Source organism: Stappia sp. TSB10P1A, from assembly GCF_900185725.1.
GTDB lineage: Bacteria > Pseudomonadota > Alphaproteobacteria > Rhizobiales > Stappiaceae > Stappia.
On record NZ_FYAU01000029.1, the window covers coordinates 500,714 to 512,985 of the forward strand.

Annotated in this window: 11 protein-coding genes; 6 read left to right on the forward strand and 5 right to left on the reverse strand. The window is 67.9% G+C overall.

The features are described from left to right. Window positions 1-54: 54 nt before the first annotated feature. Window positions 55-1,860 (forward strand): translation elongation factor 4, encoded by a 1,806-nt coding sequence (lepA, locus tag TSB10P1A_RS16125; RefSeq protein WP_186388933.1) that lies wholly within the window; start codon window positions 55-57, stop codon window positions 1,858-1,860. Between the two features lie 25 nt (window positions 1,861-1,885). On the opposite strand, the gene TSB10P1A_RS16130 is transcribed toward lepA, so the two are convergent. Further along, window positions 1,886-3,490 carry a B12-binding domain-containing radical SAM protein gene (locus TSB10P1A_RS16130; RefSeq protein ID WP_186388934.1) on the reverse strand — a complete coding sequence of 535 codons (1,605 nt, stop codon included), beginning with the start codon at window positions 3,488-3,490 and terminating at the stop codon, window positions 1,886-1,888. A 397-nt stretch (window positions 3,491-3,887) separates the two neighbouring features. On the opposite strand from TSB10P1A_RS16130, the gene TSB10P1A_RS16135 reads away from it, so the two are divergent. Then, a complete protein-coding gene (locus TSB10P1A_RS16135; RefSeq protein ID WP_186388935.1) occupies window positions 3,888-4,088 on the forward strand; it encodes a cold-shock protein in 201 nt (66 codons plus the stop codon). Between the two features lie 120 nt (window positions 4,089-4,208). Here the strand turns inward: TSB10P1A_RS16135 and TSB10P1A_RS16140 are convergent, their stop codons facing one another. Beyond that, window positions 4,209-5,396, reverse strand: coding sequence for an MFS transporter (locus TSB10P1A_RS16140; RefSeq protein ID WP_186388936.1), 1,188 nt, complete (start codon window positions 5,394-5,396; stop codon window positions 4,209-4,211). Window positions 5,397-5,610: 214 nt separating this feature from the next. Between TSB10P1A_RS16140 and glpK the strand changes: the two genes are divergently transcribed. The 3 genes from glpK (at window position 5,611) to TSB10P1A_RS16155 (ending at window position 9,137) form a co-directional block, all read left to right on the forward strand. Next, the gene (gene glpK / locus TSB10P1A_RS16145) at window positions 5,611-7,110 is read left to right on the forward strand and encodes a glycerol kinase GlpK (protein ID WP_186388937.1); all 1,500 of its coding nucleotides are present in this window, start codon (window positions 5,611-5,613) and stop codon (window positions 7,108-7,110) included. A gap of 177 nt (window positions 7,111-7,287) precedes the next feature. Continuing rightward, on the forward strand, window positions 7,288-8,226 hold the full coding sequence (locus TSB10P1A_RS16150; RefSeq protein ID WP_186388938.1) for a bifunctional helix-turn-helix transcriptional regulator/GNAT family N-acetyltransferase: 939 nt from the start codon (window positions 7,288-7,290) through the stop codon (window positions 8,224-8,226). A gap of 8 nt (window positions 8,227-8,234) precedes the next feature. Next, the gene (locus tag TSB10P1A_RS16155) at window positions 8,235-9,137 is read left to right on the forward strand and encodes a DMT family transporter (RefSeq protein WP_208984947.1); all 903 of its coding nucleotides are present in this window, start codon (window positions 8,235-8,237) and stop codon (window positions 9,135-9,137) included. A 31-nt stretch (window positions 9,138-9,168) separates the two neighbouring features. Here the strand turns inward: TSB10P1A_RS16155 and TSB10P1A_RS16160 are convergent, their stop codons facing one another. From TSB10P1A_RS16160 to TSB10P1A_RS16170, 3 genes are read right to left on the reverse strand one after another with little or no spacing between them, the layout of a single operon-like run. Then, a complete protein-coding gene (locus TSB10P1A_RS16160; protein ID WP_186388940.1) occupies window positions 9,169-10,035 on the reverse strand; it encodes an SDR family oxidoreductase in 867 nt (288 codons plus the stop codon). Between the two features lie 25 nt (window positions 10,036-10,060). Continuing rightward, window positions 10,061-10,909 (reverse strand): RNA methyltransferase, encoded by an 849-nt coding sequence (locus TSB10P1A_RS16165; protein ID WP_186388941.1) that lies wholly within the window; start codon window positions 10,907-10,909, stop codon window positions 10,061-10,063. After that, a complete protein-coding gene (locus tag TSB10P1A_RS16170) occupies window positions 10,906-11,868 on the reverse strand; it encodes a class I SAM-dependent methyltransferase (protein WP_186388942.1) in 963 nt (320 codons plus the stop codon). Before TSB10P1A_RS16170 ends, TSB10P1A_RS16165 begins: the two co-directional genes overlap by 4 nt. A 268-nt stretch (window positions 11,869-12,136) precedes the next feature. On the opposite strand from TSB10P1A_RS16170, the gene TSB10P1A_RS16175 reads away from it, so the two are divergent. Next, window positions 12,137-12,272 (forward strand): SRPBCC domain-containing protein (locus TSB10P1A_RS16175; RefSeq protein ID WP_256376689.1); only part of this gene is annotated, 136 nt, incomplete at its 3' end.

Sequence of the window (12,272 nt, forward strand, 5' to 3'; positions counted from 1 at the left end):
CTGCGCCGCGCAATCCGCTTTGCCGGCGCATCCGGCGATGGTAAATGGGCGCGCATGAGCACGCAGAAAATCTCCGACATTCGCAATTTCTCGATCGTGGCGCATATCGACCACGGCAAATCGACGCTGGCCGACCGCCTGATCCAGATGACGGGCACGCTGACCGAGCGCGAGATGAAGGAGCAGGTGCTCGATTCGATGGACATCGAGCGCGAGCGCGGCATCACCATCAAGGCGCAGACCGTGCGCCTGATCTACAACGCCAAGGACGGCAAGCAGTACAAGCTGAACCTGATCGACACGCCGGGCCATGTCGACTTCGCCTATGAGGTGTCGCGTTCGCTCGCCGCCTGCGAAGGGTCGCTGCTGGTCGTCGACGCCAGCCAGGGCGTCGAGGCGCAGACGCTCGCCAATGTCTACCAGGCCATCGACAACGATCATGAGATCGTGTCAGTGCTCAACAAGGTCGACCTGCCGGCGGCCGAGCCCGAGCGCGTCAAGCAGCAGATCGAGGACGTGATCGGCCTCGATGCCTCCGAAGCGGTGATGATCTCGGCCAAGACCGGCCTTGGCGTCGAGAACGTGCTGGAGGCGATCGTCAACCGCCTGCCGGCGCCCGAGGGCGATCCCGGCGCGCCGCTGAAGGCGCTGCTGGTCGATAGCTGGTATGACGCCTATCTCGGCGTCATGGTGCTGGTGCGCATCATCGACGGCTCGATGAAGAAGGGCCAGAAGGTCAAGATGATGGGCACGGGTGCGGCCTATGAGATCGACCGGGTCGGCGTCATGACGCCGAAATTCCTGTCGGTCGACAGCCTCGGCCCCGGCGAGATCGGCGTCATCACCGCCTCGATCAAGGAAGTGGCCGACACCCGCGTCGGCGACACGATCACCGACGACCGCAAGCCCTGCGCGCAGGCGCTTCCCGGCTTCAAGCCGGCCCAGCCGGTGGTGTTCTGCGGCCTCTTTCCGGTCGATGCCAACGATTTCGAGGACCTGCGCGCGGCGATGGGCAAGCTGCGCCTCAACGATGCCAGCTTCTCCTTCGAGATGGAGACCTCGGCGGCGCTCGGCTTCGGCTTCCGCTGCGGCTTCCTCGGCCTCCTGCATCTGGAGATCGTCCAGGAGCGGCTGGAGCGCGAGTTCGACCTCGACCTGATCGCCACCGCGCCCTCGGTCGTCTACCGTATGCACCTGACCGACGGCACGCTGAAGGAGTTGCACAATCCGGCCGACATGCCGGACCCGGTGAAGATCGACACGATCGAGGAGCCGTGGATCCGCGCCACGATCATGACGCCGGACGAGTATCTCGGCGCGATCCTGACCCTGTGCCAGGAGCGGCGCGGCGTGCAGATCGACCTCAACTATGTCGGCAACCGCGCCATGGTCACCTATGACCTGCCGCTGAACGAGGTGGTCTTCGACTTCTACGACCGGCTGAAGTCGATCTCCAAGGGCTACGCCTCCTTCGACTACCAGATCACCGATTATCGCGAGGGCGACCTCGTCAAGATGTCGATCCTGGTCAATGCCGAACCGGTCGACGCGCTCTCCGTGCTGGTCCACCGCACGCAGGCCGACCGGCGCGGCCGCGCCATGTGCGAGAAGCTGAAGGACCTGATTCCCCGGCACATGTTCAAGATCCCGATCCAGGCGGCCATCGGCGCCCGGGTCATCGCCCGCGAGACCATCGCGGCGCTGCGCAAGGACGTCACCGCCAAGTGCTATGGCGGCGACGCGACGCGCAAGCGCAAGCTTCTGGAAAAGCAGAAGGAAGGCAAGAAGCGCATGCGCCAGTTCGGCAAGGTGGAGATCCCGCAGGAAGCCTTTATCAAGGCCCTGAAGATGGATTCCTGACCCGCACGCTGCCTTGCGCCGCCGCCTATTCGGCGGCGACGAGGGCGGGCGCTTGCCAGTTGCCGGCCTCGATCTCGGCGATCTGCGTGTCGATCTGCTGCAACACGAAGCGCGAGAACGGGCCGAGATGCACGTAGAGCGCCACCATGTGCAGCATCGGGTTGAGGGCGCGCGGGTTGTGCCGCAGCGTGAAGGCGATCATCCGCCACAGGTGGCCGCGATGCCCGGGCTTGCGCAGGGTGATCGACCAGACGAGCTTGCCCAGCTTCCTCACATCGCTTGGCAGGCGGGCGTTGAGCACGTCGCCATTGGGGCCGCTCATGTCGAGCAGCTCGACCATCTTGCGCAGCCGGCCGAAATAGGTCTCGGGTGAGTAGACCCGTTCGATCACCTTCCGGTAGTCGGCGAGGATCTGCGCGCGCGGGCGCAGGGTCTCGAAATTGAGCCCGGCCGTGCACTGGTCGCCCTGCTCGTGATCGGGATCGGCGACGTCGAACTCGGCATGCAGCCGGCCCTGTGCCGCCAGCCGCCGGGTGAGCTGGGTGTTGGGCAGGGCGTAGAGCAGCCCGGTCATGGCGACGGGAATGGCGGCCTCTTCGATCAGGCCGGCGATCTCGTCCGCCACCCGGTCGCTCTCTTCGTCGAAGCCGACGATGAAGCCGCCGATGACGAAGATGCCGGCCTCGTAGATCTTGTGCACGCTGGCGGCGATGTCGCGCCGCGTGTTCTGCTTCTTGCGGGTGGCGACCAGCACGTCCGGGTCCGGGCTCTCGATGCCGACAAAGACGACGAAGAACCCGGCGTGACGCATCATTTCGAGCAGGTCCTCGTCGTCCGCCAGGTTGAGCGAAGCTTCGGTGGACAGTTCGAACGGGCGCCCATGGGCCTTCTGCCAGGCGATGAGATCGGGCAGGAACGCCTTCACCGCCTTCTTGTTGCCGATCAGGTTGTCGTCGACGAAATCGACATGGCCGCGATAGCCGAGGTCGTAGAGCGCCTGAAGCTCGGCCAGGATCTGCGCGCTGCCCTTGGTGCGCGGCTTGCGGCCGTAGAGCTCGATGATGTCGCAGAATTCGCAGGTGAACGGGCAGCCGCGCGAGAACTGCACGTTGACCTGCACATAATCGGAAAAGTTCAGCAGATCGAAGCGCGGGACCGGTGTGGTGGTGACGTCGGCCTTGAACTTCTCGGCCTCGAACGTGCCGCTCCGCTCGCCGCGCTCGAATGCCTCGAGGAAGGCGCCGAAGATGCCCTCGGCCTCGCCGATGACCCGGAAGTCGGCCTGCGCGTAGTGATCGGGGCTCGAGGTCACGTCCGGTCCGCCGACCACAACCGGAATGCCGGCGCCCTTGCACAGGGCGATGATCGCCAGCGTGTCGGACTGCTGCGGCAGCATGCCGCCGGTGAAGACGACATCGGCCCAGGCAAGGTCCTCGTCCCGCAACTCCGCCGTGTTGCGGTCGACCAGCCGCGGCTCCCAGCTCTCGGGCAGCATCGCCGCGACGGTGATCAGGCCGAGGGGCGGTGCCGGGTACTTGGCGCCGACCAGGTTGCAGGTCTCCTGGTAGTTCCAGAAGGACCCCGCCTGGAAGCGCGGGTAGAGCAGCAGGACTTTGACGGCTGGTCGCATTCTCACGCAATTCCTTCGGGAGATCGAGGGTCCTTGCGGCGACCATAGCAGACCCGGCGGCGCTTGTGATGGGGGGCGGTGTGCAAGGTGCTTGGCTTGATCGGGCTTGCAAAATGGAATGCGCTCACCATTTGTTAACGGTGCTTGTTCATCATTGACCGACGACCACGCGCGCCGAACGGTGTCGCAAGCCTGTCACCCTCGCATTGCAAAATGAGGGACGGGCGGTTCCGAGAAACGACCCTGGCGCAGATCGTCATGCGACGGTGCGATACGTTCCGCACCGCGATGGACCTGTTGCAGCCCGGCTTTCGCGATGGCGGAGGCGGGCAGGCGACGGCATGGCACCCTCAAAGCGGTGCAAGCGAAAACAAGAACGATAAGAAAGAGACTGACTATGGAACTTGGAAATGTGAAGTGGTTCGACAACAAGGCCGGTATCGGCGCGATCGAACCGAACGAAGGCGACTATGTTCACGTGGACATGGCGGCACTGCGCAAGTCGGGCGTTCCGAGCCTGCGCGAGGGCCAGCTCGTGGCCTATGATCTCGCCTATCTGCGCGGCCACACGGTCGCGGAGAACCTGCGCGTCCTGTAACGCGCCGGCCGGGAGAACCCGGCCGAAGCCGTCCCTTCACGCAAGACTTGCGTGATGCGCGAAGCGCCGATGCCCGGACAAGGCACGGCGCTTTTTGCGTTTCAAGGGGGCAACCTCCTCTCAGGCGCGCGACAGGCGCCACAACCTCAGCATGGCCACCAGACCGACGGCGGGACCGAGCGCCAGCAGCGCCAGCAGCACCGGCCAGCCGGAGTGTTCGGCGACGACGGGGGCCGCCTGCACCGTGACGAAGGTCAGGGCGAAGCCGATGGCCGTCTGCAGCGTCATCAGGCTGCCGGCCTGCTCCGGCGGGGCGAAATCGGCGACGAGTGCGGAAAACTGCGGCGAGTCCGGCACGATGGATGCGCCCCAGAGCAGGAAGATCGCCGCCAGCAGCCAGACCGGACCGCCGAAGCACAGGGCTGCCGCTATCGCACTGGCGAAACTGACCGCGAGCGCGACGAGCGCCACCGTGTCCTTGCCGATGCGGTCGGCGACCCAGCCGCCGGCGATGCAGCCGAACCCGCCGAGCGCGATGGCGGCGAAGGTGACGAGGCGCGCGAGCCGCAAGCCCTCGCCATCCCCCAGCACCGGGATGAAGGCGGCGGCCATCGCGGCGCCGGCCCAGGTCCACATGGCATAGAGCTCCCACATGTGGCCGAAATAGCCGGCATAGGCGAGGCGGATGCGCCGGTCGGTCCAGGCGCGGCGGATCACCGCCGGATCGAAGCGCGGCGAACTTGCGTGATATGGCCCGAGCCGCACGGCAAGGGCGAGGCTCGCGGCAATGAGCGAGGCTGCGGAGGCGATGAGCACGGTCGCCCGCCAGTCGGCGCCGCCGCCGAGTGCGATCACATGCGGCAGCGCCGAGCCGATCGTCACCGCGCCGACCAGCAGGCCGACAAGGAAGCCGCGATCTCGCAAGCCCCAGCCGACGGCGATCTTCATGCCGACCGGATAGACACCGGCAAGCAGGGCGCCGGTGGCGACCCGCGCCAGGATCGCTCCCGTGCCGCCGATGGGCAGGACCAGCAGCGCCGCGTTGACCAGCGCCGCCAGCGCGGCGCAGGCGGCGAACAGCCGGCCGGGATGCAGCCGGTCCGGCAGGCCGAGAATGGCCGAGGCGAGCGCGCCGACGACGAAGCCCACCTGCACGGCGCTCGACAGCAGCGCCTGGCGCACCGGCGTGATCGGATGCTCGGCCAGCATCTCGGGCAGGATCGCGGCCGAGACGAACCACAGCGACAGTGCGGCGATGACGGCAAGGGTCAGCAGGGAAAGCGAGCGGGTCTTGGAGGCACTGGACATGGCGGAGCGGCGGCCGGTCGGGAGGCTTGCCGGCGATCCGGCGGTACGGCAGTTTGGCGAGACTATCAGTGCCCGGGCCTTGCGTCGATCACGCGCACCCGTCCTGCAACTGGCGGCTCAGAGGGAGAGATGGTTTTCGATTGACGGGTTTTTGGTTTCATTTGATTGTCCAGATGGAAAATAAGGAAAGAAAGCGAACATTCGGAGGAGACGCGTGAGCGGCGGACACATACTCGCAATCGACCAGGGCACCACATCGAGCCGGGCGATTGTCTTCGACGGCGCCTTCCGGTCGGTTGCCGTGGGGCAGCAGGAGTTCCCTCAGCATTTTCCGCATTCCGGCTGGGTCGAGCACGAGCCGGAGGATCTGTGGACCTCGACGCTCGCCGTCTGCCGCGAAGCGCTGGCCGGGATCGAGGGCGGGGCGTCGGCGATTGCCGCTGTCGGCATCACCAACCAGCGCGAGACGACGCTGGTGTGGAGCCGCAAGACCGGCGAGCCCGTGTACCGCGCCATCGTCTGGCAGGACCGCCGCACGGCGGACTTCTGTGCTGGGCTGAAGCGCGAGGGCCACGAGGACCTGTTCACCCGCAAGACCGGCCTGCTGCTCGATCCCTATTTCTCCGGCACTAAGCTGGCCTGGATCCTCGACAATGTCGAAGGCGCGCGGGCGCGGGCGGAAAGCGGCGAACTGCTGTTCGGCACCGTCGATAGCTGGCTGATCTGGAAGCTGACCGGCGGCCGCTCGCATGTGACGGATGCGACCAACGCCTCGCGCACGCTGCTCTACAACATCGACGAGAACCGCTGGGACGAGGAGCTTTGCGGCCTGCTCGGCGTGCCCCTGTCGATGCTGCCGGAGGTGAAGGACAGCGCCGACGACTTCGGCACGGTCGATCCGGAGCATTTCGGCGCGGCACTGCCGATCCTCGGGGTTGCCGGCGACCAGCAGGCGGCGACCGTCGGCCAGGCCTGTTTCCGCCCCGGCATGGTCAAGTCGACCTATGGCACCGGCTGCTTCGCGCTGCTCAATACCGGCGAGACCCGCGTCGCCTCGCGGAACCGGCTGCTGTCGACCATCGCTTATCGCCTCGACGGGCGGACAACCTATGCGCTGGAAGGCTCGATCTTCGTCGCCGGCAGCGCCGTGCAGTGGCTGCGCGACGGGCTCGGCATCATCGGCACGGCGGGCGAAAGCCAGAAGCTCGCCGAAGCCTCCGATCCGGAGAACCGCCTCTACCTCGTGCCGGCCTTTGTCGGCCTCGGCGCGCCGTACTGGGACCCGGATGCGCGCGGGGCGATCTACGGCCTGACCCGGGCGAGCGGCCCGGCCGACTTCTGCCGCGCGGCACTGGAAAGCGTCGGCTACCAGACCCGCGACCTGATCGAGGCGATGCGGGCCGACGCGGCGGATATGGACACCGACGGCATCGTGCTGCGGGTCGATGGCGGCATGACCGCCTCCGACTGGACGATGCAGTTCCTCTCCGACGTGCTCGGCGCACCGGTCGACCGGCCGCAGGTGCTGGAGACGACCGCGCTGGGCGCGGCCTGGCTCGCCGGCCACAAGGCGGGCGTGTGGCCGGGAATGGACGAGTTTTCCGGCAACTGGCATCTCGACCGCCGTTTCGAGCCGCGCATGGCCGAGGCGGAGCGGGCGGCGCTCTATGCCGGCTGGCAGGATGCGGTGCGCCGGACCCGCAGCGCCGCCTGACGCGGGGGGGGCTGGCGGCCGGCGTGCCGTACAGTGCAGGCTTGAGAACACCGCGCGGAGCCTCACCAAGGCTCCGCGCTTCGTCTTTCCCGCAGTTCCGATCCCGTCATTTTCGTTGACCGGCGGCTGGCTCCCCCGATAAGTTGACTGAAGCAACATAGTCAGGAGGTTGTCAACATGCCTGTCTCACCGCTGCAGGATCCGGACGTCGCCGCCATACGCCAGTTCAACCGCTTCCACACCCGCCTCGTCGGCGCGCTGAACGAGCGGATGCTCGCCTCCGACTATTCACTCGCCCAGGTGCGCATTCTCTACGAACTCGCCAACGCCCGGCCCGATGCGCCGCCTTCGGCGCGGGATCTCGGCGACATCCTGCAGATGGATGCCGGTTATCTCAGCCGGCTGCTGTCCGGGCTCGAGAGCGACGGGCTGCTGGCCCGCACGCCCTCGCCCGAGAACGCCAAGCGGCTGGCGCTGACGCTGACCGAGCGGGGCCGGGAGGTCTTCAGCGGGCTCAATGAGGCTTCGGCGCGCGAGGTCGCGAGCCTGCTCTCGGGGTTGCCGGCGGAGGCACGCGGCCAGTTGACCGGCGCGATGGCCCGCATCCGCCGGCTGCTCGGAGATACGCCCGACACCCGCGCCTTCATCCTGCGCGATCCGAGGCCCGGCGATCTCGGTTGGGTCATTCACCGGCAGGCGGCGCTTTATACGCAGGAATACGGCTTTGACTGGACCTTCGAAGGGCTGATTTCCGAGATCGCCGGCAAGTTCGTCCGCGAATTCGATCCGGCACGCGAGCGTTGCTGGATCGCCGAGATGGAGGGCGAGGTCGTCGGCTCGGTCTTCGTCGTGCGCCAGGACGACGAGGTCGCCAAGCTGCGGATGCTCTATGTCGATCCGGTGGCGCGCGGGCGCGGCCTTGGCCGTGCCCTTGTCGAGGAATGCCTGCGCTTTGCACGCGGTGCCGGCTATCGGCGCATGGTGCTGTGGACCAACGACATTCTCGTCTCGGCACGGCGCATCTACGAGGCGGCCGGCTTCGAACTGCTGGAGGAAGAACACCACCGCAGCTTCGGCCATGATCTGGTCGGCCAGAACTGGGGGCGCGACCTGTGAGAGGGGCCGTGCTTGGCGCGATCTTCACCGGATTGCAGGTCGGGGCGGCCCTTGTGGCGAGCGAAGCGGTGGTTGCCGAAGTCGGTGCCGGGCGGCTCGGCTTCCTGCGCTATGCCATCGCCCTGCTGATCCTGCTGCCGGTGGCCTTCTTCTCCTCCGGCGCGCCGGTGGCCCGGCGCGACATGCTCCCCGTGGCCCTGATCGGCATCGGCCAGTTCGGCGTGCTGGTCGGCCTGCTCAACGTCGCCGTGCTGCATACCGGCTCGCCGCGGGTGGCGCTGGTCTTCGCGACCTTGCCCATCGTAACGCTGGCCGTTGGTCTGCGCTTTGCCGTCGGACGGGTTTCGCCGCTGGAACTCGCCTCGATCCTGCTGTCGGTCGTCGGCGTCGGTATCCTGCTGGCCGGCGAGGCGCTGACGGGCCGGATGCTCGCCTCCGACTGGATCGGCGTCGGTTGCGCGGCGCTGGCAACGCTCACCGGTGCGCTGTGCTCGCATCTCTACCGGCCCTATCTGCAGCGCTGCGGCGTCGCCAAGGTCAGCGTCATCGCCATGCTCGCCTCGCTGCTGCCGCTCGGTGTCATGGCTCTTCTCGAAGGGCAGGGCCTGCCGATGGCCGACTGGTCGCGGCGCACCGTGATGCTGGTCGGCTTCGTCGGCCTGTCGAGCGGCGCGGGCTTCCTGCTCTGGCTCTACGCGCTGAGCCGGTTGCCGGCGGCGGTGGTGACCGCCTTTCTCGGCCTCAGCCCGGTGACCGCGGTGGTCCTGTCGGTGCTGTTCCTGGGGGCGACGCCGACGCTGACGCTGGCCGTGGCCATGGTGCTGGTCGTCGGCAGCCTTGCCGCCACCGCCGTCGCGCAGCGCCGGGGTCGCAAACCGGCGCCGCCCCTGCCGGTCGGCGGCAGTGCGTGACCCACACCGACACCCAGACCCTGGCCGCGCCTCAGCGCCAGCCGTTGCGGTGGAGCGCGGCGAGCGCGGTGCGGTAGTCGGGATAGCGGAACGCGTAGCCGAGCTCCCGCTTCACCCGGTCGTTGGAGACCCGCTTGTTCTCTCCGTAGAAGGAGCGCGCCATCGGCGACAGCTCGGCGGTCTCGAAATCCTGCTCCGGCGGTGGCGCGACGCCCAAAAGCTCCGCCGCATGGGCGATCACGTCCTGCGGCGGCGCCGGCTCATCGTCCGTGACGTTGAAGATGCGCGTCGCCGGAGCAGTGTCGATCGCCGCCTCCAGCGCGCCGGCGATGTCCTCCACATGGATGCGGTTGAACACCTGGCCCGGCTTGATCAGCCGGCGAGCCGTGCCTTTCTCGAAATTGACGAAGGCATTGCGCCCCGGCCCGTAGATGCCCGACAGGCGGAAGATCTGCACCGGTAGGCCGTGCTCGGCGGCAAAGGCGAGCCAGGCCTCCTCCGCCTCGACCCGCTGGCGCGAGCGCCGCGAGACGGGCCGGCACGGCGTTTCCTCGTCGACCCAGCCGCCGTCGTGATTGCCATAGACGCCGACGGTGGAAAGATAGCCGATCCATTCAGGGCGCGCGGCCGCGAGATCGTCAGCGTGATGGGCAAGCACCGGGTCGCCCGCCTCGCCCGGTGCGATGGAGACGAGCACATGGGTGGCGTCGGCCAGCGCCGCGCGCACCTCGTTGCCGGGCGCCGTGCCGTCGAAGAGAACCGGCGCAATGCCCCGCTCCGCCAGCCGCGCGGCCTTCTCCGCGCTTCGGGTGGTCGCGGTGATCGTCTCGCAGCGGCTGGAGACGCGCCGGACGAAGGCATCCGCCGAATAGCCGAGGCCGAAGACGAAAAGGCGCATGGATCTGGCTCCCGCAAAGGTCAGGTCAGGTGAGCGACAGGTCGCCGCGGCGGATCTCGTAGAGCATTATCGCAGTCGCAACCGCCAGGTTGAGACTGTCGGCCTGGCCCGCCTGCGGGATGCGGGCGAGGGCGCTGCAGGCCTCCGCCATCTCCTGCGGCAGGCCGGACTGTTCGTTGCCCATCAGCAGCAGCGCCGGCCGGCGATAGTCGATGCTGCGATAGTCGGACGAGCCCTTGAGATGGGTGCCGACGACCGTGCCGGGCCAGCGTGCGGCGATCTCGCGGAAGGCCTCGCGGGTGAGACGGGCGAGCGGCACATGGAACAGCGAACCCATGGTGGCGCGCACCGCCTCGACCGCGAAGGGATCGGTGGTGTCGCCGACCAGAAGAACGCCGGACGCCCCGACCGCATCGGCGGTGCGGATGATCGTGCCGAGATTGCCCGGATCGCGCACCTGGTCGAGCGCCACCCATACGCCCTGCGGCGCGGCCGCGAAGGCTTTCTCCAGAGCCGCTGCGGAGAGCAGACGCTGGCCATAGACGCCGACGACCATCTGCGGGTTGTCGCGCCGGGTCATCGCGGCGAGCACGGCGGTGGAGACTTCCAGGATCGTGGCGCCGCGCGCCCGTGCCGTCGCTGCGACCTCGCGCGCCGGGGCGCTGTCCCGTGCTTCCGGGCCGAGCACCAGCATGTCGACCTCCCAGCCGGCGGCCAGCGCGTCGGTGGCAAGCTTCAGCCCCTCGGCGACGAAGCGCCCGCTCTTCTGCCGGTGCTTGCGCTGGGCGATCAGCGCCTTGATGTCCTTGACCAGCGGGTTGGAAAAGGACGTGACCTGCTTCACCTGTCCGGGGCGCGGGAGATTGGTGCTCATGTGGCGCTCCAGCGGCTGTAGAGCGAGGTGGAGAGCGCGCGGCTGCCGCCCTCCTCGCGCAGCACCAACTCGCCGGAGGCGAGCACGCCGCCGCGCCGCGACAGCGTTTCGGCCATCAGCTCATGCAGCGACAGGAAGCTCGCCCGGATCGCATAGGCGGTGAGCACCAGGAAATCGGCCTCCGGCGACAGGATCTCCTCGATCATCGGCATCAAGGCCGGCAGGCTCTCGTAAAGGTCCCAGACCTCGCCCTTGGGGCCGCGGCCGTATTTCGGCGGATCGAGCAGGATGCCGTCATAGCGGTTGCCGCGCTTGACCTCGCGGGCGACGAATTTCGCCGCGTCCTCGCAGATCCAGCGCACCGGCAGATGGTCGAGGCCGGACATCGCCTGGTTCTCGCGCGCCCAGCCGATCGCCTTCTTGGAGGCGTCGATATGGGTGACCTCGGCGCCGGCGGCGGCCGGCACCAAGGAGGCAAGGCCGGTATAGCCGAACAGGTTGAGGATGCGCATCGGCTTGCCGCCGGCGGCCTGGCGCGCCGCCACCCGCTCGGCCATCCACTGCCAGTGGGCGGCCTGCTCGGGAAACACGCCGACATGGCGGAACGACATGAAACGGCCGAGAAAGTGGACGTCGTGAAACCGCATCGGCCAGGTATCGGGCAGGTCGCGGTTCAGCCGCCAGCGTCCCGGCCCGTCGTCCTCGTCATTGCCGGTGAAGACGGCATCGGCCGACAGCCAGCGCTTTTCTGGCAGGCGCGGCGCGCCCATCGCCTGGGGTTCCGGCCGGTCGACGACGATGCGGCCGTAGCGCTCCAGTTTGCGCCCGTGCCCGAAGTCGAGCAGCGCATAGTCGTCCCAGCCGCGCGTTTCCAGGATCAGCGGCCAGCAGGCGGTCGGGGGCTTGCCGGCGGGGGCGGGAGCGGGATCGGAGCCGGGCAGGGCGGGGCGAACGGACACGGGAACGGACTGCCTTCTCGAACGGCCCGGCGGCCGGCCGGGCAGGAACTGGCGGCGACCTTCGGGTGGCGCCGTTTCCGTTGGCCTTAGGGCGGTTCACGGCGCGGGTCAATCGCCTCGCAGGGCAGGGCCTGTGCTGCGCTGCGGCAAGAAGAAGTTTCTCGCCGATTTTCTCGCAAGCACTTGAAAGGCGGGGGCAGCTTGGCCAAGCTTAGGGAAAGGGTCGACGTCCCGCAGGGCGGGCGTCGCAACAAGGGATTGGCGTTCCATGGATTTTGTTGGCGAGTATCGATTGTTGGCGGGTCGTGGGGCTGTTTGGTTGGCGCTGAACGACGCGGATGTTCTGCGTCGTTGCATTCCCGGCTGCGAGGAGCTTGAGCAGGTTTCGGACCGGGAGATGACGG